A 22,759-nucleotide genomic window follows, 5' to 3' on the forward strand; every position below is an offset into this window, starting at 1 on the left:
AAATTGGAGAAAAACCCTGGGGAAAGCCGTTGCGAAGCAGGGGGGACTGTTTGCAGTAATTGCGTGCCCTGAGGCTTTGAGTTTCTCCACAGAATCAATCGTTTTGGAAAAAACTTATGACTAAGCACCAACCGAATGGACAGCGCCCCATCGCACTGGCCGTTGCCTTTGCCGCGGGTACTATTGCACCGGCATTTGCCAATGCCGCAATTCTGGATGAAATTATCGTTACCGCTCAGAAGCGCGAACAGAATGCGCTGGAAGTGCCGGTCACCGTCGACACTTTTTCCACCGCCGATATTGAAAACACCAATGCGCTGAAACTCAGCGACATGGCGGACTATATTCCCGGTTTTGAGGCGGGCTCGGGTGTCACCCAGTCTCCACTGAGCATTCGCGGCGTCAGCAGCTCCAATATCAGCGCCGGTGGTGACCCCTCCGTGGCGGTGTTCTACGACGACGCCTATGTACCCGCCGCAGCCACCTCCATGTCGTTTGCGGACATGCAGCGGGTGGAAGTTTTGAAAGGTCCGCAAGGCACCCTGTTCGGCCGCAACGCCGCCGCTGGTACCGTAAACCTGGTACCCAACCCGCCGCAGCCGGAGTTCGACTCTTTCGTGTCGACCCGTTTGGGTAACTACGGCCTGACCCAGCTGGAAGGCATGGTCAACGCGCCGCTGGCAGACAATTTCTTTGTCCGTGCCAACCTGATGAGCTATCAGCGCGATGGCTTTGTGGAAAACGTAACCCCGGGTGGCGCTGACGCCGGTGCGGAAGATATCGTTACCGGTCGTCTCGCCGCGCTGTGGCAGATCACCGATAAGACCGCCGCCCAGTTGTCTTATGACTGGGACGAAGTGGATAACGCGCCGCGCCAGGCCATCGGTGTCAGCGAGTACGCCTACAGCACCGACCCGTTTGACCACAAAGTGGAAAACGACGTAGTGGATGGTGGCGAAACGCGCTCCATGTCTTCCGTGAACTTCAAGTTGACCCACGCCTTGAGCGACGCCTGGAGCTTGAAGTGGGTATCCAACTACCGTGAGTGGGAAACTTACAACCGCGAGGAAGAAGACGGCACGGCCGATATTACCCGCTACCTCGACACCAACAACACCTTCGACTCGAACATCAGCTACCACGAGCTGCAGTTCAACTTCAGCGGTGACCGCCTGAGCGCGGTGATGGGTGCCAACTACTCCCGCGAAGACATTTACCAGCGCACGGATGTGACGGCCTCTGCCGATTCCGTGACACGTCTGGTAACCGCGAATATCGTCAACGATCCGACCCTGCGTGGGATGATCGAAGGCGCCGCGGGCGCACAGGGTCTGGCGATGTGGGACAGCATCGATCACCTGTGGGATGCGCAAGACTGGGGTCTGTTTACCACCATGATTGCGGGCACAGCCCTTCCTCAAGATGGCATTTATTACGACATGATGAGCCAGCAGCTCGGTATTGGCGGCATGCTGTTCGGCCCTGAGTTTGCGGGTGAGTGGTGGACGGAATCCGTTGAGAACACCGGTGACTTTACCAACTACGGTGTTTACGCCGATTTCGATTACGCGGTAACTGACCGCCTGAGCGTGCTTGCGGGCCTGCGTTACAGCAGCGATGAAAAATCTTTCACCTGGTTGACCCCCGGCACCAGCTTCAGCGCACTGCGCCCGGGCGTGGCAGAAGTGATCTTCCCTGCGGGTGCCGCCTACAACGTGGGTGAAGGCGTACGCAAGGCTTCCGACAAGTGGAGCGCCACCACCGGTCGCCTTGTCGGCCAGTACGACCTGACGGACGACGCCATGGCGTACCTGTCCTACTCCACTGGTTACAAGTCCGGTGGTTTCGACTCTCTGAATGTGGCCACCGCAGACGAGGCATTCGAGCCGGAAGAAGTGGACAACATCGAGCTGGGTATCAAGGGCGATCTGCTGGAAAACCTGCGGGTTCAGCTGAGCTATTTCGACATGACCGTCGACAACCGCCAGCGCAGCATCGAAAGTATGCGTCCGGGTTCCGCCAACGCGCTGCCGACCATCATCAATGGCGACCAGCAGATCAGCGGTGTCGAAGTGACCGTCGACTGGCTGGCTACCGAGTCCACGCGCTTCGGTCTTGTGACCACTTTCCGCGATGTGGAATCCCAGTGGGAGCCCTACTTCGATCAGCAGGGCGTGGAGCAATTGGACGGCGATAAAGCGTCCACCGATACCGCCTACACCGTCACTTTCGACTGGGCGCCAGCGGTTTCCATGGGTGATCTGAACCTGCATCTGGATTACGTCTTCGCTGAAAACAGCGATGAAGATCAGCCGGGCTTCCTGGCGAGCTTCGCGGACATTAAAGGTGTAGGTGAAGACGACAAACGTCTGAATGGACGCCTGGTGTGGATGAACGGTGGTGGTCAGTACGAGCTGGCACTGTGGGGCCGCAATCTGCTGGACAACGAGCGCACCGGCGTTCCCAGTGGTCGCTCCATGGCCTACTTCGGCACTCCCTACACCGCCGTATCCGAACCGCGCACCTTCGGTGCCGAAGTTCGCTACAACTTCTAAGGGCATCTGGCCCGAAAGATCGCGGGTGTAGCACTCGCGATCGGGAAGTATCGAAACGCCGTCCGCTTTGCGGGCGGCGTTTTTTTGTGGGGTGAGGTTTTGTGATGTGAAGTTTTGAGCGTCGCGAAAATGCTGCCGCGTGCGCTCAGCGCTCCGGTACCGCAGGCTCGCTGCGCGAGGGCTCTGGCTCCGCCGGCTGTTGCCGTGGAGGCCTGCGCGCTTCCAGGTAGCGCTTGAGGTAGGGTTTGTGCGTGTAGATCACATCGTCCGGCAGCCGGTGTAGATCGAAAAAGCGGTAGCCGAAAATCTCGCCATCGCGAATCGCGATCTGCTGGTCTTTGAGGCGCCCGCGGATGGCGATGTTGATAATGCCCGAGCGCGGCACCTTGTCGACTTCGAGTACCTCGAAATCATCGATGCGGATGTTCAGCTCCTCGTCCAGCTCCCGCCGCGCGGACTCCTCGAAGGACTCGTCCCGATCCACCCAGCCCCCGGGCAGTGCCCACTTGTCCTGGTAGCTGTGGCGCACCAGCAACAGCTGGTTGTTGCGTTCCACAAAATACACCATTCCCACCACAAACTTGTCGGTCAGGGCATAGGAAATATTCCAGCGGATTTTGGGTGGCAGCTGGCGGTAGATCTCGTATTTGAGCCCCGGAAAAAGCACCAGTGCGGCGGCGGCAACTGCACCGGCGAGCAGCAGCCAGAGTAACGCTTTTCCCAGCAATGATCGTTTTGTTCGGTTACGGCTTCTGCGCAAAATAGGAAGGTCCGAGTCACTACAGACGATAATGGTGCAAGTTTACCCGAGTCCGCTTACTTGTCACGATTGTCATGGTAGGGGGCTACACTCGGAAAGCCGGAGAGTGTTGTCATTCCCCCGTTGAATCGGCTTTCCCGGCTTTCCCGGCTATTTCGGCAGCGGCACGCCGGACAAGTTCCTTTTGCCATCGTTTGGTGCGCGCGGCCGGATTTCTGTGCGGGGCTTGGCTGCTGGACTTGGCGCCTCTTGTTGGTTGATGGGGTTGGTTGATGGGGTTGGCTCCTGGGGCGGCCTGTGGCACGCTCCGTGCATCACCTCGAGATATCCATCACATCCGCAGTACCGGGAAAGATTCAGATGCAGGAAGTAACAGCGAAGATTATGCCCCGGGTTGACAGCCACTTTATCGGCAAGGTCCATTCTGTTGTCGATGAGCGAACCGGGGTGCGCCTGGTCACCTGTGAGTTCACTCTGGCCAACTATCAGCCGGTCCTCTATTCGGAGCTGGGCATCGTTATGCCGGAGAGCATTGCGCGCGCGGTGCCCAAGCGCCAGGCGGAATTTCTTGCCGGGCGCTATGCGGCCGCCATGGCTCTACAGCATCTCGCGCCGGTAGTGGACCGGGGGTTGCAGGTCGGGATCGGCGAAAAGCGCAACCCATTGTGGCCAAACGGCGTGGTGGGCTCCATTTCTCATGTGGGCACCGTTGCGGTGTGCGCCGTCAGCCACGGCACGGACAAGGACTATCTGGGCATCGATGTGGAAGTGCTGATGTCGGCGCGGGTGTGCCGTGAGATTGCCGCCATCGTCGCCAACCGGCAGGAACGGGAACTGCTGAAAGCCCATGGCCTGAGTGACCGGGTCGCGCTGACACTGATCTTTTCCGCCAAGGAAAGCCTGTTCAAGGCGCTGTATCCCTCGGTAAAAGATTACTTCGGTTTCGAAGTGGCCGAAGCCTGCGAGTTGCGCCTTAACGAGCACACCCTGGTGCTGCGTCTGGCCGAGCGCTTCGCCGCCAAACACAATCTGCCACGCGAATACGAATGTCAGTTTACGCTGGGAGAGCACTGGATTCAGGTGGTCACCTGCGGTGTGTTTCCGGGGCGTATTTCTGGTGCGTATTTCCGGGGGTAGTGCGGATTTCCATTTTTCGCCTGATTGCCACAGCGCTCGATTCAGGAGCCCGTGTTTACACCGGAAACCTCGGGTGTGTAAAAAAGAGCGCTGCCCGGGTACCGTATCCTTACTGGGCAGCGCTAAATTCCGATCAAGAGAAAAAAATTCGCCCTATCTGATTGTGGGGGTTGGGGCTGAATTCAGGGCCTGGGCTCGCCTTCCATCAGCTGAAGAATTTTTTTGCTGATGTCCGTATTGTCCTGAAACCCGCGGAACAGATCGCTGCCACTGCCGGTGGCAAACACCTGTACATCGACCGCGTCGTGGCCGTGGGTGGTCCAGCCGGTATTTGAATAGCGGCTACTGAGTTTGAGGACCATGTCGTAGGTGTTGTCAGGCGTTGTCATGCCCTCTTTCAGCGCCACGAGATCCTGCGCCTGTAGCGGGTAGCCGAAGTTTTCCCTCCAGCTTTTTTCCACATCGGCGTCTTTGTGCAGATTGCGGCTGAACGCTGCCAGGCTGTGCTGCTGTTGCGCGATGACCTCTGTGCGCCAGAGGTACTCCTTGTCCGCGGCCAGGCTCAGGCCACCAGTGGAGTGATCGGCGGTGATCACCAGCAGGGTATCCGGATTTTCCTCTACGAACTTTTCCACGATCTGAATGCTGTGGGCAAAGTCGTCCATCTCGCGCATGGCGCAGGCAATATCGTTGGCGTGGCCGCACCAGTCGATCTGGCTGCCTTCGATCATCAGGAAAAATCCGGGTTCAGTGCTGTCTTTTTTCAGCAGTGCCAGTGCTGCGGATGTCATCTGGGAAAGTCGCAGGGGAGTATCGCTGTCGATGGCACGGGTGAGACCTTTATCGGCGAAAATGCCGATGGCCGGCATCGACGTGATGTTGTGCAGCTGGCTCAATTCGGTCGCAGTTTGATAACCCAGGTCGCGGAATTCCTGCAGGATGTCGCGATCACTGCGCTGAAAATACTGCTGGCCGCCACCGAGCATCAGGTCAACGGTAGGGCGCCCATTGATGCGTATGTCGATAAAGTCATTGGCAATGGCATCCTTGTTGCGGCGGGATTTGTTGTGGGCGACGAAGCTCGCCGGTGTGGCGTGATTCAGCTCTGAAGTCACCACAAGTGCGGTATTTTTTCCGAGTCGCTTGGCGTGTTTCAGCAGGGACTGCAGGGGTTTCTGTTCGGTGTCGACGCCGATGGCACCGTTAAAGGATTTTACCCCGGTGGCCAATGCAGTGGCTGAGGCGGCTGAATCGGTGACATAGGTGTCGTCGTCCGGGTAGGTGCTGGCGGTGCCTACCAGCAGGCGGTCAAATACCGTGAGGTCGACAGCTTCGGTTTCGGGGTTGTCGACGAAATAGCGGTAACCACTGGTGTAGGCGGGGCCCATGCCATCGCCGATCATGAAAATAATATTGCGCGGCTGGACCTGAGCCTGGGCATGGCTCCCCTGTGCGGCAAGGCACAGCAACAGCAGCAGAGAAAGTTTTTTCACGGGGTACTCCAAAAAAACGGTGGCCGGAAGAAAGGACGGGGCGGGATCGCCACCCCGTCCAACCCGGTTACAGGTTGTGCTTGTAACGCAGGTAGATGGTGCGACCGACCACGTCGTACCCCAGCCAGTCGGCGTGGTAGGGGAAGTCGTTGCGGTAGGTGTTGTACCGATGGAACAGCGGCGGCATTTCGTCGGTCAGGTTGTTTACGCCCAGGGTCACGCGACCTTCCCATGGGAACTCGTAACTGGCGTTGAGGTTGACCGTCTTGTAAGCGTCCAGGGTGTCGTAGGCCTGCTCTTCGGTTCCGTCCGGGTATTCGAAGTAGTCGTAGCCCTTGGCACTGCCGGTGTAGAAGTAACTCAGATTCACCGCATAGCGGTCTTTGCGCCAGCCGATGCTGCTGTTGGCTTTTACCTTCGGTGTGTAGAACAGCTTGGTGGCATCTTCCACCTCACCACCGGCATATTCCTGGTAAAGCTTCTCCGCGACGTAGGAAGTCTCTACGGAGAAATCCAGCTCGCCGAAGTCGCCCAGTTCGAAATTCTTGCTGAACTTGGCATCGACACCGCGGGTGGACTCGAAGGCGGCGTTGATCGGGCCCTTGCGGATACACAGCAGGTTTTCCACTCCGTCATCGACAATGTTGATGAAACCGAGTCCGCTGAACTGGTTACAGCTGGTGAAGCTGCCGGTCATGTTGTAGTTCTGGTCCTCGATGATCTCGCGGTTGCTGACGCTGCGCACCGCACCGCGCAATTCGATTTCCCACACGTCCAGGGTCATCTCGATATCGTCGGTGGGGGTCCATACCAGGCCGAAGTTCCAGTAATCCCCTTTTTCCTCTTCCAGATCCATATTGCCCGCGGAGTAGGAGTCGTAGGCATCCTCGATCACTTCACCGCTGGGCAGTACCAGATTTTCGGAGCCGAAACCCAGGGTGTCGCCGGCGTACAGGCGGTGCATGTCCGGAGCGCGGAAGCTTTTGCCCCAGCTGCCGCGGATCAGCATGTCCTCGTAGGGGTGATACAGCAGGCCGACCTGCGGGGTGAAGGCACCGCCCACACTGGAGTCGTCGTTGTAGTGGTCGTAACGCGCTGCGGTGGACAGTTCCAGTGACTGGCCGCTGGCGGTATTGAGCAGGGGAATGGCCAGCTCCATCGCCAGTGCGCTGCGGGTGCGGTCGCCGCCGCCGTTGGTGCCGCCCTGGCCGAGCAGACCACCGCTCACCGTGTCTTCGTCCTGCTTGTCCTCGTAGCTTTCACTGGCCCATTCAAGAGAAGTGGCAAACGCGATGGGCCCGGCATAGCCTTCCATCAGGTCGCCTGACAGGGTGGCCTGGAACTGGTTGATGGTCGCCTCGGAGTCGGTGACGGACACATCCATGATGCGCGCGGCCTGCTCGTCGGTCAGTTTGTCCAGTGGATACCACTTGTCGGACGTGTCGTTGGGATCGAAGGTGATCATCTCCAGCACCGCCGCGCCGTTGACCATGTGGATCTTTTCACGGTCGTACAGGTTGAGGCCGGAGGACCAGGACACGTCCAGGTCATAATCATTGAACAGAGTGCCGGATGCGCCGGCGGTGAGGGCGTATTTCTTTACCGTGGAGTAGTACATACGTTCACCGGGGAAGTCGACGAAGCGACGGCGCACCTGGAAGCGGTGGTAGTCGTCCATGCCCTCGGTGGTATAGGCGAGGCGGCCACTGTCGGCATCCATGTAGATGTCTTCGGCGATGCTCTTGTCGGTCTTGAAACGGTCGGAGGTCTTGTAGGAACTCTGCAGGGTGCCGAACAGGTTCCAGTCTTCGTTGAGTTCGTACTCGGTGTTCACCACCAGATTGAAACGCTCGTCCGCGGGCATCACACCCTCGGTGGCGTCGCTGTCGTAATAGCAGCGGTAGGACTGCTCCGGCAGGTACACCGCGCGCTCCCCCAGTACCTGGTTGCAGGATTCTTCGCTGGCGTAGACCCGTGATTCCGGGTTGTACACGCGGTCGTAGTCGCGCAGGTAGAGCGCGGAACTGGATGGGGTGTCGGTGTGGTCGGGACCGTTGCCCCACATCAATTCACCATCTTCATTGGTGTAGTAGCGCGGGGAATAGAGGAAGTCGCGATCCTTGTTCAGCAGGGCTTCGGTCTTTTTGTACTCCAGCATCACCATGGTGCTGGATTTTTCCGTGGCAAAGCCCTTGGTGAAGGCGAAGTCGGTCTGCTCCAGGCCACCCTGCTGCGGCGCGGTATAGCGGGCGTCTATCTCGGTGCCTTCATAGCCCTTCTTCAGAATGATGTTCACCACCCCGCCGATGGCATCCGAGCCGTAAATCGCGGAGGCGCCGCCGGTAAGAATCTCGATGCGCTCAACCGCGCTGGCGGGGATGTCGGACACATCGGTGAAGTTGGTGGAGCCGCCGTAGGCGGTGGGGAAGGAGGCCTGGCGGCGGCCATTGATCAGTACCAGCGTGCGGTTCACACCCATACCGCGCAGGTTCACCGAGCTGGCGCTCTCTACATAGGAACCGTCGCTGGTGAAGTTGACTCCCGAGTTGGCGGTGGAGGTCTGCAGTACCTCGGTGATGGTGGTGAGGCCGCTCGCCTCGATATCCACGGCGGAGATCACCTGTACTGGTGCCACCCCCTCCAGGTCGATGCGTTTGATACGTGAGCCGGTGACCTCGATGCGCTCAATCTGTTCGTCTGCGGCGTTGTCCACCGCTTGTGCCGTGACCGCGCCGGGCAGTGCGCTCAGCACACCGGTGGCGGCGAGGCCGATGGTTAGTGCGAGTTTGTTCGCTTTCAAAGTGCGTCCCTCCGAAGCTTGTTGTGTGTTTATTATTTGTCCGCTAACGAACCGGTTCGGGGTGGTCAGAATTCGTTGGTCCCCGGGGCCGCCAGCGCAGACCATTCTTTTTAGGGGAAGGGGGATGGCAGGGACAGAGCAGCGGAGTCTGAAAGTGTCTGTCGAAAGTCTTTTAATATCTTTTATATGAAAATCAGTAGGTTACATGGTTCTGGAGACCGGATTCCGGTTTTCCGGTGAAGCACCTCGGGTATAATTCCTGACCAGCTAACAGAGACCAGGTGGGGGATCATGGGGGAACATCAGGCGGCTCTGGGGAGACGTGGGCAGTGAGCAATGTGTCGGAATATGAACTCGGTGGTGTCCGGGTAAATCTCGAGGCGCAGAGTGTCTGTCATGGTGAGCAACGCCTGGAGCTTTCGCAGAAAAAGTATTTCGACGTACTCCAGTGCCTGATCGAGCAGTACCCCAACTGGGTTACCCGCGAGCAACTGATCGAGCTGGTCTGGGCCGGCAATCACTATGTAGGCGACAAGGCGATCAACAATGCCATCTGGCATATTCGCAAGTCCCTGGCCGAGATAGATCCGGACGTTCAGTACATCGTCACCAAACGTGGTCACGGCTACCGTCTGGCGGTTGAGCCCGTATTACGCGAGGCCGCGAGCCCCGAACCCAACGCGGTTCGCAGCTTTCCCGCGAACGGTTGGGGACTGGGCGCTGGACTGTTACTCCTCACGGCGGTCCTAAGCTGGCTGCTTGTGTGGCGCGGGGGGGCGGATTCCTCCGAGATCCAGCTGACGCCCGCGGAACGCTTGACCAACTATCCTGGCAGCGAGTTTGCCCCCGCAGTGGATCCCAGCGGGCAGTGGCTGGCATTCGCCTGGGCGCGTCCGAACCAGGTTAGCGATCTGTATATTCGCGCTCTCGCCGGCGATGGGGAGCCCAGGCAGCTCACCTTCAGTGAGCAGAGCGAGCACGGCCCGGAGTGGGCCGCGGATGGCAAGGGGATCTACTATGTTGAACGGGGCGGTGTTGAACAGGACACAGTACAGTCCACCTGTCGCGTCAAATACCTGGAGCTGGCGACACTCGCGCGCAACACCATCAGCGACTGTATCGTCGATCTGAATACCCACCTCGCCGTGCATCCCTCGGGTTCCACCCTGGCGGTAAACCGCAGCGAGCCGGGAATCTTCAATAGCGGTATCTACCTCATCGACCTCAAGGATCCTTCCTTTCCCGCGCGCCGGGTGTCCTGCGGCGACGAGTGCAAATACGAAGACCGGGATATGGCCTTCTCCAGCGACGGCACCCGACTGGCATTTACCCGCAGATCGGACCTGCTATCGGAAAACATCTACCTGCGCGATCTGCGTTCCGGCGAAGAGCGCCAGCTGACTCGCGACGAGAGCGACATCAAGAGCTTAAGCTGGGATAACAGCGACCGGCGCATCGTCTATACCAGCAAAGTCGCCGGCAAACGCCGCACGCGCGTGGTGGATCTGGAAAGCGGTGAAATTGGCGATCTCGAGCTGCAGGGCGCCAGCAGTCTGAGCCGGGTGCCCGGCAGCAACCGTTTTGTATACAGCGCGGGTAATACCGGAAAATTCATCAGTTACCTGGACCTGGGTGGCGATCTGAAGGCAGCGATGCCACTGCTGCATGCCAACTTCAACCAGCGCAGCGCGCACTATTCACCGGTACATCGCAAGCTGGTGTACTGCGCCAATGAATCCGGGGCGATGGAGCTCTGGGTGAGCAATCTGGACGGCAGTGAGCGCGAGCAACTGACCAGCCTCGGTGGCGAAGTCGTAACCCCGCGCTGGTCCAACCGTGGCGACCGTATCGTTTTTGTCGCCTCCGACAGAGCCGAAGACGGCAACCAGCTGCTGGTCATCGACTTCGCCACCCGTGCGATCAGCAAGGTTGAACCGGAGCATCACAATTACAGCCATCCCACCTGGTCGCCGGATGATCGCTACCTGTTCGCCTCGGTTTCCGATGGTGGTGAATACTTTGCACATCGCTTCGATCTGGCGGCCGGTGTGGACGAGACACTGGGCGATATGCCGGTGATGAAACTGCTGTCCGTGGGCGATGGCCAGGTACTGTTCACGTCCGGGCCCGAAGGCGGCTTGTGGAGTGCGGAACTCGATCCAGCGGGACTTGCGTGGAAAAACCTGCGGCAGATATTGTCGCCCGAGGTCTTCGCCTCCCTGTTCAACTGGGATGTTTACGGGGAGCGGGTTTTTTTCCAGCGCAACTTCCGGCGCAACTCCCAGCGCAACACCGGCGGACAGAGCCAGGTGATGGCCTTTGATCTTTCCAGCGGGGATACCACTGCCCTGGCGCTGGTACCGCGTGGCTCGCTGGATCGCCTGAGTGACTTCAGTTATGTGCCCGAGCGGGACTGGCTGCTGTTCACCCAGCGTGAATCCTATCAATCCGATATCTACCAGTTTGAACTGCGGGACTGAACGCACGCGGGACTGAACACGCGGGATGGAACACAAGAGTTTCGCGAGCACAGCAGACCCCGAGCAGAATCCTCGGTTAGACTCAAGCGCTTTATGTGGAGGCCTGGCTATGTCGGAATCGAATCCAAAACCGCAGATCCTGTTTGCTTCCCACGGTGGTGGACCGCTGCCATTGCTGGGGGATCCCGGCCACGGGGAAATGGTGACCTGTCTACAGAGTATTGCCGGCAAGCTGCGTCGCCCGTCAGCGATTCTGGTGGTGAGCGCGCACTGGGAAGAGCGCGTGCCGACCATCACTTCCGGCGTTAATCCCGCGCTGATCTACGACTACTATGGCTTTCCGCAGGAGTCCTACAGCATCCAGTACCCATGTCCCGGTGAGCCGGAACTGGCGCAGGAGGTACACAAGGCGCTGGAGCACGCGGGTATCACTTCTGTGCTGGATAGCGACCGCGGTTTTGATCACGGTCTGTTCGTACCGCTGAAACTCCTGTTTCCACAAGCGGATATTCCGTGTATCCAACTCTCCCTGAACAGTAACCTGGATGCCGCGCAACACCTGGCCATGGGTGCGGCACTGCAAGGGCTCGCGGGGGGAAACCTGCTGGTGATCGGTTCCGGCTTCTCGTTCCACAACATGCGCGCATTTTTTTCCGCGGAAACGGCGGAAACCCTGCAGCTTAACGAATCGTTTGAGCAGTGGTTGCACGAGACCTGTACCAGCGCAGATATGAGTGAGCCTGAGCGGACACAGCGATTTATCCACTGGGACAAGGCCCCGGGTGCGCGTTTTTGCCACCCCCGCGAAGAGCATCTGCTGCCGTTGCACGTGTGTTATGGTCTGGCGAACCGTCACTGTAGCGAAGCATTCGAGTTAAAAATTCTCAACAAGCGCGCGAGCATGTATCTCTGGCAGTAGCAATCCCGCTGCAAATTGCCAGTGTGCTCGGTACCGCGTATACCATTCCTGTGTATACGTGCCCTGCCGTCATCTGCCGTTAGCCCCTGTCGCCAATCCGGAATCACATTACTGGGGGCTACCTGCAACCAAGCGGGCATATGCCGAGGCACTCTTGCTCAAGTCGTTTGGCGAGGCGCCGTAACGAAACATAACTGCCCAGGCTCTCGTGTCCGTGTATGCGACCGCTTCCGAAGTCCAGTAGTAGTCTTTCTGTGTATTTGGAAAGAATTCCTTATTCACCACGGCAGCGGATCCACGATTTACAATGATCGAGTTAAGCTCAGCTACGGATGGCAGGCGCCACCCACTAAATCCGCACAAATTTTCTCCGTTCACTTTTGCTGCCAGATTGTAGGTGCTGCAATATGTGTCGGTGGATTCCGTATAAAATGTGCAGGTATTCTCCGATACGGAAACACCGGAGAAAATTCCGGATTCAACGTTGGGGTCAAACCAGGTGAATTTGTTGTTTGCGTTATGAATACCTGAATCCCGTATTTTATTTTCCCAGGTCAACTTTGTTTCTTTGTCAAAAATACAGGACCAGTTGGTGGCATCGGCTGGGAGTAAATTCCCGTGTTTGTCGATTTTTGAAAATCGGCCATCTTCAGTTTTGTCTTTTTCTTCCTCGGGACCCTCATTTTCCTGGGCAGGCTTTTCAAGCGCTGCCGATTTTCTGATGTCAATTTGCTCTGAGTTTGCAGTGGATTTCTGGTGGATAAAATCGGGTGCTTCTTCTTGTTTTCCACGATTCAGTGCTCCTTCTCTTGTCTTGGCGCCGGGCTCTCGTTCGGTATCAGATGTCTCGCGCTCTATATGTGAAATCCTGGAGAAGACATTCTTGACGATTTCTAGTGATCGCTTGAAGTTAATGTTTTCGCGGCTGGTGTTTAAACACAGAAAATTTAAAGCGACTGCCGATAGCAGGATAAATACAGCTATTTTTTTCATTTCTGATCGTGTCGGTGGCTGGGGCTGTTAGGGCTTCCGCTTGGTAAGTCCATCGAATGAGTAAACATTATAGTCCTTTGATGAACCAATTTTTCCTGCCCAATATTTGGATTTCTCCATGTTATGCCCACTCCAGCCTTTTTTGGCATAAAGTCTATATAAGCCGGTAACAGCCAAAATATAATCAAATTCTGCAGCAGAAAGATATGCAGACTCTGCTTTTTCGAATTCCCCGCGAGTAAGAAATGTTTGCGCTAGAAGTGTGCAGGGCTCTATATAGGATTCACATAATATAGAGAATGCCTGTTCCGCAAATTCTGCATCTTTTTCGATGAGCCTGCCGTCATCTCGCATTTTGGCCAGCACTAGATACGCGGAGTCGTTGCCTTTCGCAATTAAATCTTCAAGCATGGCGATGCCAGTCTCTTTTCGCCCAAGAAGAATATGTGCTTGGGCAACCTCAGGCGAAGGCTTTTTCCTCTGAATAGATATTTCTAATTTTTCCAGGTTCGCGGCATGCCGGGCCTCAAAATTTTCGTGCCACGAATATTCATCCGAGCAGGATAAGATCATCAGGGGCAAGCAGATAGCGGAAATGGTTTTAAAAGTCATTGTTTTCATTTAAAAAAACTAAAATATCTCGTGGAGGCTTCGACTCCGGGGAAAATTTCAGCCGTCTTATGGTTTTTACGATGAAAATTTATAGGCTAGCAAAAAAAGCACTGGTAATCCCACCCACAATAATGGAGATCCATGCCAGGGAATTGCTCTTTTTTTGTACGTTGAAAACCTTTGTACATAGAAAATATATAAATAGAGGGCGCTAATATAAATGGCAGAAATTAAAATCCTGTCGAGTGTGAGCTGTCCTGTGATAAGCCTGTAAGTGAACTGGGCCACAATGAAGATCCAAAAACACCAGAACAAATAGCGAAAGAGAGAAGCTTTATTCATACAGCGGCTAACCTATATCCGTAACGTTGTTATTGCTAAATTCCATGCTTGGCTGTTTTCTTGGATAAGAACGCCAATATACCCTAAAAAACCAAAGTTCTTCATTTCGCTACCCTGAGGCGCACTTTGGCGATGCCTTTCCACATGGCTTCAAAACAGATCTGAACTAGCTTGCGGGCAGAGGAGCTTCCTGACTAATTCAGCTTTCAAAATTTATTGCGAAAAAAAGGGCGATCAGTGATCGCCCTTTTTTGTTGAGTACGGCTTTTATTTTTTGCCTTTCATCGCCGCGGCAAGCAGGTCACCCATGCTGCCGCGACCGCCATTTCCGCCACCCTGCTGCTGGCGATTTTTGTTGTTGTGACGCTGGGCCTGGCGGCTCTCGCGGTGGTCGCCTTTCTTGACCCCACCTGCACCCTGCTCGCCGGGCTCGTCGCTCATGCGCATGGACAGGCCGATGCGCTTGCGCGCTACGTCCACTTCCATCACTTTCACCTTGACGATGTCATTCGCCTTCACTACTTCGTGTGGATCCTTGACGAATTTTTCCGACAGCGCAGAGATGTGTACCAGACCATCCTGGTGTACGCCGATATCCACAAACGCGCCGAAGTTGGTGACGTTGGTCACGGTGCCTTCCAGTACCATGCCCGGGCGCAGGTCCTTGATCTCTTCCACGCCGTCTTCGAACTTGGCGGTGCGGAATTCCGGGCGCGGATCGCGGCCGGGCTTTTCCAGTTCGGCGATGATGTCCTTGACCGTGGGCAGGCCGAATTTTTCGTCGGTGTAGTCCGCCGGGTTCAATTTGCGCAGGAAGCCGGAATCGCCGATCAGGCTATTGATCTCACGGCCGTTCTTTTCCGCAATGCGCTTCACCACGATGTAGGATTCCGGGTGCACACCGGACTTATCCAGCGGGTTTTCGCCGTTGTTGATACGCAGGAAGCCGGCGGCCTGTTCGAAGGCCTTGGGCCCGAGACGCGGCACTTCCTTCAGCTGGTCGCGGCTTTTGAAGGCGCCGTTCTGGTCGCGGTAGGTCACGATGTTGTTGGCGATGGACTGGCTGAGGCCGGACACCCGCGCCAGCAGCGGTGCGGAGGCGGAGTTCAGCTCGGCGCCGACGCCGTTCACACAGTCTTCTACTACCGCGTCAAGGGAGCGCGCCAGCTGGGACTGAGACACGTCGTGCTGGTACTGGCCTACACCGATGGATTTGGGGTCGATCTTCACCAGTTCGGCCAGCGGATCCTGCAAACGGCGGGCGATGGAGATGGCGCCGCGGATGGTCACGTCCAGATCCGGGAACTCGCGCGCGGCGAATTCGGAGGCGGAGTAAACCGAGGCACCGGCCTCGTTCACCATCACTTTCTGTGCAGTCAGCTTGTACTGCTTGATGGTGTCGCCGACAAACTTGTCGGTTTCGCGGCTGGCGGTGCCGTTGCCGATGGCGATCAGGCCAACGTCGTACTTGTTACAGAAGGCGGCGATGATCGCGGCAGATTCCTGGATGCGGTTCTGCGGCGGGGTGGGGTAGATGGCGGTGTGGTCCAGCACCTTGCCGGTGGCGTCCACTACGGCCACTTTCACGCCGGTACGCAGGCCCGGGTCGAGGCCGATGGTGGCTTTCTGGCCCGCCGGTGCTGCCAGCAACAGGTCTTTCAGGTTGCGGGAGAATACCTTGATGGCTTCCTCTTCCGCCATTTCACGCAGCTGGCCCAGCAGATCGGTTTCCAGGCTGGTAAGCAGCTTGATACGCCAGGTCCAGCGCACCACTTCACCCAGCCACTTGTCAGACGGGCGGCCCAGGTCTTCGATGTCCACATGGCGGGCAATCATCACTTCGCACGGGTGAGCCTGGCTCGGTGTGCGCTCTTCGTCGCCTTCCAGGCCCAGATTGATGGCGAGAATGCCTTCGTTGCGGCCGCGGAAGATGGCCAGTGCGCGGTGGCTCGGTACCTTGGAGATGGGTTCTGCATACTCGAAGTAGTCGCGGAACTTGGCGCCTTCTTCTTCCTTGCCGTCCAGTAGCTTGGATTTCACCACGCCATCTCGGCTCAGGAAGTCGCGCAGTTTGCCCAGCAGCTCAGCGTCTTCGGCAAAGCGCTCCATCAGAATGAACTTGGCACCGTCGAGGGCGGCCTTGATGTCTTTGACATGCAGGGCGGCGTCTTCGTTGTCGCTGTTCAGGTACTTCTGCGCTTCCTCTTCCGGGTTCAGGGTCGGGTCGGCGTAGAGGGCGTCCGCGAGGGGTTCAAGGCCCGCTTCGATGGCGATCTGGCCCTTGGTGCGGCGCTTGGGCTTGTAGGGGAGGTAGAGGTCTTCGAGGCGGTTTTTCGTGTCGGCGGCGTTGATCTGCTGGGCGAGCTCCGGCGTAAGTTTGCCCTGTTCGTCGATGCTCTTCAGGATCGCAGCGCGGCGCTCTTCCAGTTCGCGCAGGTAGCGCAGGCGCTCTTCGAGGGTGCGCAGCTGGGAGTCGTCCAGTTCGCCGGTCACTTCCTTACGGTAGCGGGAGATAAACGGCACTGTGGCGCCCTCGTCCAGCAGTCCTACGGCGGCAGCTACCTGTTGCGGGCGCACGTTCAGTTCTTCGGCGATACGGGCGTTGATATCCAACATCTTGTTATTTACATCCTCGGAGTTTCACGGTTCGACGGCAGCGCCGGGCCCGGTCGTAAATACGGGCGCGCTATTTTGCTTTGGCAGCGATAGCGAGTGAACAATAAATGTCCAACTGCGGGTGCTGGCCGGAAAATTCGGTGGCCATTATGGGCCAAGCGGGAGCGCTGACCAACATTGAAAGTGCGTGGAATATGCATCGTAAAACTTGCCCACAGTGTTCGTTTGCGGTCAATCGCATTTTGCTGCGACGGCCTGCATCCTGTGACAGTTCCAATGTCGCACAACACCTGTAAAATGCCCCGTTAGTTAAATTTTGATCAATGGACGCATCTGTGAATCCAACGAATAAAAGTACAAGCACAAGCAAAAATGCGGTTTTAGGGATTGTTGTTGCTGTGGGCATCGCTGTTATCGCCACAGTGTATTTATTGCGTCCAAAACCGGAGGAAAAGGTTGCCGAGATCGCGGTGCCGCCGGTGGCAGATATTCTCTACGCGGAACCGGGCCGTCACACGCTGCTGGTACCGAGCCAGGGTTCGGTGCACGCGCGTCATGAAATTGAATTGGTCGCCCGCGTCGGCGGCGTCATCGAGAGCGTGAGCGGCGCTTTTGTGCCGGGTGGCTTCTTTAATCAGGGTGACTCCCTGATCCAGATCGAGTCTGCGGACTACCGTTACCAGCTGACCCGTGCCGAATCGCAGGTGGCTACCGCCGCTGCTTCCCTGGCCCAGGAAGAGGGGGTATCGAAGCAGGCCAAGCGCGAGTGGCGCGATCTGGGTACAGAAAAGGCCAATGCCCTGTTCCTGCGCAAACCGCAGCTGGCCGCCGCGGAAGCAGCGCTGGCGGCTGCCAGGGCGGACCGCGATCAGGCCAAACTGGACCTGGATCGCACCGGCGTGAAGGCGCCGTTTGCAGGCCGCGTGGTAGAAACCCTGGTGGATATCGGCCAGTACATTACCCCGGGTACCAAGCTGGCGCGTATTCACAGCACCGGCGTGGCGGAAGTACGCCTGCCGCTGACCGATCACCAGCTGTCCCTGCTGGAACTCCCTCTGGGACGTGCCATCGAGAATGGCCCCGCGGTGCGCATGACCGCCAACCTCGCCGGTCAGCAGCGGGAGTGGCGTGGGCAGATCGTGCGCACCGAGGCGGCGATCGATCCGAACAGCCGCTTTGTCTATGCCGTGGCCCAGGTGCAGAACCCCTATCAGGGTGAAGCACCGCTGATCAACGGTCTGTTTGTGGAAGCTCAGATTGCCGGTAAGACCTATGACGACATCACCCTGTTGCCGCGCCAGGCGCTGCACGAGGGCAACCATATCCTGGTGCTGAATGAGGAAAACCAGCTGGGTTTCCGCGATGTGCAGCTGCTGCAGGCGGTGGGTGAGCAGGTGTGGCTGCGCGGCGATATCGCCACCGGCGACAAAGTTGTGGTTTCCAGTCTCGGCTATTCTCGCGAGGGCATGGTGCTGAGCCCCAACCCGCTGAACAAAAACCCCTCATCCGGTCTGATGCTGGGGGAACAGGAGTCGCAGGGCGATAGGGTTGAAGACGCTGCGGCGGAAGCCTCCGGTAGCACTGCGGCGTCCGCGCAGGGAGCTTACTGATCATGGGTGGGATCATCGGATGGTTTGTCCGCAACAGTAAGGCCGCCAATCTGCTGATGATCGTGATCATCATTGGCGGCATTTATGGCGCTTTTAAAGTTGGCCGAGAAGTATTCCCTGCCGTTAACCCGGGTGTGGTCAAGGTTGATATCAGTTACCCCGGTGCAGGCCCCTCGGAAGTTGAGCAGCAGGTCACCCAGAGGGTGGAGCAGGCGATTGCTGAAGTAAAAGGCATCAAGGAAATCAACTCTTGGTCTGCTCGCAGCCACAGCACCGTACGTATCCAGGCGGTGGATGGTTACGACGAGCTGCGCCTGCTGAATGACATCAAGGTACAGGTGGACTCGGTCAACACCTTCCCTTCCGATATTGAGCGCCCGGTGGTTGCCCTGGAGGAGTGGGAACAGCAGATGATGATGATCGCCATCGGCGGTCCCGTGTCTCCTCGCCAGCTCAAGGACACGGCGCTGGATCTGCGCGACAAGCTGATGCTGCTGCCGGGGGTGCGCCGGGTCGATGTGTGGGGCGATCGCGATGACGAGGTTTCCATCGAAGTGTCTGAAATGGACCTGCGTCGCTACAACCTTTCTTTCGACGATGTAGCCAATGCGGTGCGCCGCTCCTCGCTGGATCTGCCGGCAGGTATGGTGAGGTCCGATCGTGGTGACATCCAGGTACAGACCCGCGGCCAGGCCTATAACGCCGCGGAGTTCGCGCGTATCCCCCTTCTGAGTCGCGCCGATGGCACCCAGCTGCTGTTGGGCGACGTCGCCAAGATCAATGATGGCTTCGAAGAAGAGGGGTCCATCATCCGCTTCAATGGCAAGCCGGCGATGAACCTACGGGTGATGCAGGGCGAGCCGCTCGACGTGGTGGCTACGGCGGACGCTATCCACGAATTCATGGAGGAAGCCCGCGAAACCCTGCCGCCGGGCATGGAGTTCGAGGCCTGGTTCGATTTCTCTGACGCCTATGAAAGCCGCATGAGCATGCTGTTCTCGAATGCTGTGGGCGGCCTGGTGTTGGTGTTTGTGCTACTGATGCTGTTCCTGCGCCCAGCGCTGGCGGTATGGGTGACCATTGGAATCCTCACGGCGTTTATGGGCGCCTTCTGGTTGCTTCCGATGACCGGTGTCACCTTGAACATGCTGTCGCTGTTCGCCTTCCTGATGATTCTAGGGATCGTGGTGGACGATGCCATCATCGTCGGTGAGGCGGTACATGCTGCCCACGACCGCGGTGAGGTCGGTCTCAAGGCGGCAGAATCGGGCGTGAAGAACATTTCTGCACCGGTGATCTTTGCTGTGGTTTCCACCATGGCGTTCTTTGTACCCATGCTGTTCCTGCCGGGCGTTATGGCGCAGATGTTTATTTCGCTGCCGGTAGTGGTGCTTTTGAGTCTCAGCTTCTCGCTGATCGAGTCGCTGCTGATCCTGCCCGCACACCTGGTAAACCTGAAACCCGAAAAGCGGGCGACCTCCGGTATCGGCAAGAAAATACAGGACGTGCGGGGCAAGTTCGCGGGGGCGATGAAAAGTGCGGGTGAAAACTATTACCTGCCGCTGCTGGAAAAATCTCTGACCAATAGTCGCGCCACAGTAATGATCTTCTTTATGGCGCTGATTCTGTCGTTCATGCTGTTTGGCAGCGGATACATCGGCAGGGCATTTTCGCCGGAAGTGCCCTCCGATCTACTGCAGTTGAATACCACCATGGCCCAGGGCGAATCGTTCGAAGAGAGCCAGCGGGTGATGGAGAAATTCGAGCGCGCCGGTGAACAACTGGCGAAAGATCCGGAAATGCTGGCACTGAACGGCGGTAACGAGTTCGTGCAGAACACCATGGTGTTCCTGTGGCGTGGCAATGTGAACGTGCTGCTGCAGTTGACCGATGGCGAACTGCGGGATGTAACCTCCGAACAACTCGCGATCAAATGGCGCGAGTACATTGGCGAGCTGCCGGCGAGTGTCGAGGAAATGACCATCCAGCACACCATCAACGATGGCGGCAAAGATATGACCCTCAACCTGAGCACTTCGTCCGGCAACATGGACGAATTGCGCCGCGCTGCGGATGAGGTGAAAAAAGCCCTCGACAGCTTCTCGGGCGTTTACGACGTGCGCGATAACCTGATTGCCGCGCGCCGGGATATCGAGATCCAGCTCAAACCTCACGCCACCAATATGGGCATCGGCCTCGCCGACGTGGCCAAGCAAGTGCGCCAGGGCTTCTACGGTGAAGAGGTACAGCGCATCCCTCGTGGCCGTGAGGACGTGCGTGTGATGGTCCGCTATCCACAGGACGAGCGTGCCAGCGAAGATCAGATCGGACGCATCCGCATCCGCACTAACGAGGGCGAAATTCCTTTCAGCGCGGTGGCGGACGCCGTCTATGTGCCCGGCTACACCACCATCCGCCGCAATGATCGCGAACGCACCGTGCAGATCACCGCGGACCTGATCCCCGGTACTTCGCCGGCGCAGGATATCCTGAAAGAGCTGCGTGCGAAGAACCTGAAAACCTGGGAGAGTGGCTATCCGGGCTTCAGCCTGAAGACCACCGGTGAAATGCAGGAAGAAAATGACTTTGTTGTCAAACTGATTCTGTTCTTCTTTTTCTCCGTGTTTATTATCTACGCGCTACTGGCCATCGCCTTCCGCTCTTACTCACAGCCACTGTTGATCCTTACCGCGGTGCCATTCGGGTTCTTCGGTGCGATCCTCGGCCACATGCTGATGGGCTACAGTATCAGCATGATGTCCATGCTGGGCTTCCTTGCCGCTGCGGGCGTGGTGGTGAACGACAATCTGGTGTTGATGGACCGTATCAATCAGCTGCGCGCCGAGGGTATGGCGGTGATGGATGCGGTGGTACAGGCGGGACGCGACCGCTTCCGTCCGATCATCCTCACCTCGCTGACCACCTTTGTAGGCTTGGTGCCGATCATGTTCGAGCGCTCAATCCAGGCACAGTTCCTGATCCCCATGGTGGTGAGCCTGGCGTTCGGCGTACTTTGCGCCACCTTCGTGACCCTGCTGTTGGTGCCGAATCTGTACAAGATCATCGAGACCATCCGTATCAAGGTCAAAGGCGAAAAAATTGCCGATGAGCTGCCGGTGAGTTTCGAGAAAGTCTGATGTTTTTGGCGCGCCACTGGCAGGTCTGGTGGCGCGCCCTTATCGAGCCGGTACTCCGCCGCCGCCAACTCTGAATAGAGTGCCCGCCCTACAACTTCTTCTCGGCCTGTATTACCCTTCACGCAATTCTTTTCCTTGAACCTGGAAGTTTCCTTGCGTATTCCCCGTATCTATTCCGCCGAGCCACTGGCGGGTAAATCCGAAGTCCAGCTGGATGAGGCCGCGTCCCGCCACTTGGTCAAAGTCCTGCGTCTCGGTCCCGGCCGCCCGCTAATCCTGTTCGATGGCGAGGGCGGTGAGTATGAGGCGGAATTGCTGGAAGCCGGCAAAAAGGCGAGCGTGAAGATTGGCGTATTTAGCGCGGACGACCGCCAGTCACCGTTGGCCATTACCCTCGCCATCGGCATCTCCCGGGGGGACCGTTTCGACTGGGTGATCCAGAAGGCCACCGAATTGGGGGTGACAGCCATCCAGCCGTTGTTTACCGAGCGCTGCGAAGTAAAACTCAGCGGTGAGCGCCTGCAGAAAAAACTCGGGCAGTGGCTGCAGATTGCCACCAGCGCCTGTGAGCAGTGTGCCCGCAACCGGGTACCGAAAATTCTCGAACCCATGAAATTGCCCCAGTTTCTCGACCAGGCAAACGCCGCAGATGGATTGAAGCTGGTACTGCACCATCGCACTGATGCGACTCTTGCGGAGCTGGAGCAAAAATCGGGGCGCCCGGATGACGCGCTATTATTGGTGGGCCCGGAAGGCGGGCTTTCCGTGGAGGAAATCGAGCTGGCGATGGCCCAGGGGTTCCACCCCTTGCGGCTGGGACCGAGGGTTTTGCGCACCGAGACGGCACCAGTAGCCGCGCTATCGGTGCTGCAATTTCAATGGGGCGACTTTCAATAAGCACTCAATAGACTTTCAATAAAAGGGACAGGATATGAAAGCTCTGGTTTGGCTGATCGGTGTGGCGATCACGGCGATGTCGATTCTGGTGATTCTCAAGCCGCAAATCGCCCGCGATATCGGCGAGCGTATGAATCCGCAGATGTTCTATTTTGCCGCCTGGGCGCGGATTGTAATCGGGATCATTTTTCTGGCGATTTCCGATACCCGCAACTGGGGCACACTGTTCAATGTGCTGGGTATTTTGCTGATTGTGGTTGGTGCTTACGCGCTGCAGTCCGGTTACGAGCGCACCCGGGAATTTGTGTTGGGTATTGTCCACGGCAATGAAAACCTGGTGCGAGTCGCCGGTGCCGTGGGTGTACTGATCGGCATTCTGCTGATATCTGCAACCTGATAAAAACGGAA

The 22,759-nt window shown here is 57.5% G+C and carries 14 protein-coding genes; 8 read left to right on the top strand and 6 right to left on the bottom strand.

Annotated features, from left to right (window positions below; translation table 11 throughout):
- Positions 1–116: 116 nt before the first annotated feature.
- On the top strand, positions 117–2,555 hold the full coding sequence (locus PVT68_RS13155; protein WP_280318761.1) for a TonB-dependent receptor: 2,439 nt from the start codon (positions 117–119) through the stop codon (positions 2,553–2,555).
- Between the two features lie 145 nt (positions 2,556–2,700).
- On the opposite strand, the gene PVT68_RS13160 is transcribed toward PVT68_RS13155, so the two are convergent.
- Positions 2,701–3,282, bottom strand: a complete 582-nt coding sequence (locus tag PVT68_RS13160; protein WP_280318762.1) for an NUDIX hydrolase — start codon at positions 3,280–3,282, stop codon at positions 2,701–2,703.
- A gap of 393 nt (positions 3,283–3,675) precedes the next feature.
- Between PVT68_RS13160 and PVT68_RS13165 the strand changes: the two genes are divergently transcribed.
- Positions 3,676–4,452 carry a 4'-phosphopantetheinyl transferase family protein gene (locus PVT68_RS13165; RefSeq protein ID WP_280318764.1) on the top strand — a complete coding sequence of 259 codons (777 nt, stop codon included), beginning with the start codon at positions 3,676–3,678 and terminating at the stop codon, positions 4,450–4,452.
- A 182-nt stretch (positions 4,453–4,634) separates the two neighbouring features.
- Here the strand turns inward: PVT68_RS13165 and PVT68_RS13170 are convergent, their stop codons facing one another.
- A complete protein-coding gene (locus tag PVT68_RS13170) occupies positions 4,635–5,945 on the bottom strand; it encodes an alkaline phosphatase (protein ID WP_280318766.1) in 1,311 nt (436 codons plus the stop codon).
- 67 nt (positions 5,946–6,012) lie between these two features.
- Complete coding sequence (locus tag PVT68_RS13175; protein WP_280318767.1) at positions 6,013–8,745, bottom strand: TonB-dependent receptor domain-containing protein; 2,733 nt, start codon at positions 8,743–8,745, stop codon at positions 6,013–6,015.
- Between the two features lie 329 nt (positions 8,746–9,074).
- Here PVT68_RS13175 and PVT68_RS13180 point away from each other — a divergent pair, with 329 nt between their 5' ends.
- Positions 9,075–11,225 (top strand): winged helix-turn-helix domain-containing protein, encoded by a 2,151-nt coding sequence (locus PVT68_RS13180; protein WP_280318769.1) that lies wholly within the window; start codon positions 9,075–9,077, stop codon positions 11,223–11,225.
- 109 nt (positions 11,226–11,334) lie between these two features.
- Positions 11,335–12,144 carry a DODA-type extradiol aromatic ring-opening family dioxygenase gene (locus tag PVT68_RS13185; RefSeq protein ID WP_280318771.1) on the top strand — a complete coding sequence of 270 codons (810 nt, stop codon included), beginning with the start codon at positions 11,335–11,337 and terminating at the stop codon, positions 12,142–12,144.
- Positions 12,145–12,252: 108 nt separating this feature from the next.
- Here PVT68_RS13185 and PVT68_RS13190 read toward each other — a convergent pair whose 3' ends face one another.
- From PVT68_RS13190 to PVT68_RS13200, 3 genes are all read right to left on the bottom strand, one after another.
- Positions 12,253–13,137, bottom strand: a complete 885-nt coding sequence (locus PVT68_RS13190; protein ID WP_280318772.1) for an Lcl C-terminal domain-containing protein — start codon at positions 13,135–13,137, stop codon at positions 12,253–12,255.
- A gap of 27 nt (positions 13,138–13,164) precedes the next feature.
- Positions 13,165–13,758, bottom strand: coding sequence for a hypothetical protein (locus PVT68_RS13195; RefSeq protein WP_280318774.1), 594 nt, complete (start codon positions 13,756–13,758; stop codon positions 13,165–13,167).
- 600 nt (positions 13,759–14,358) lie between these two features.
- Complete coding sequence (locus PVT68_RS13200) at positions 14,359–16,707, bottom strand: Tex family protein (protein WP_280318775.1); 2,349 nt, start codon at positions 16,705–16,707, stop codon at positions 14,359–14,361.
- Between the two features lie 422 nt (positions 16,708–17,129).
- Here PVT68_RS13200 and PVT68_RS13205 point away from each other — a divergent pair, with 422 nt between their 5' ends.
- From PVT68_RS13205 to PVT68_RS13220, 4 genes are all read left to right on the top strand, one after another.
- A complete protein-coding gene (locus PVT68_RS13205) occupies positions 17,130–18,317 on the top strand; it encodes an efflux RND transporter periplasmic adaptor subunit (RefSeq protein ID WP_280322525.1) in 1,188 nt (395 codons plus the stop codon).
- Positions 18,318–18,319: 2 nt separating this feature from the next.
- A complete protein-coding gene (locus PVT68_RS13210; RefSeq protein WP_280318777.1) occupies positions 18,320–21,454 on the top strand; it encodes an efflux RND transporter permease subunit in 3,135 nt (1,044 codons plus the stop codon).
- Positions 21,455–21,607: 153 nt separating this feature from the next.
- Positions 21,608–22,351, top strand: coding sequence for a 16S rRNA (uracil(1498)-N(3))-methyltransferase (locus PVT68_RS13215; protein ID WP_280318779.1), 744 nt, complete (start codon positions 21,608–21,610; stop codon positions 22,349–22,351).
- Positions 22,352–22,385: 34 nt separating this feature from the next.
- On the top strand, positions 22,386–22,748 hold the full coding sequence (locus tag PVT68_RS13220) for a hypothetical protein (protein WP_280318780.1): 363 nt from the start codon (positions 22,386–22,388) through the stop codon (positions 22,746–22,748).
- Positions 22,749–22,759: the final 11 nt, after the last annotated feature.

Origin of the sequence: Microbulbifer bruguierae (assembly GCF_029869925.1) — a bacterium.
GTDB lineage: Bacteria > Pseudomonadota > Gammaproteobacteria > Pseudomonadales > Cellvibrionaceae > Microbulbifer > Microbulbifer bruguierae.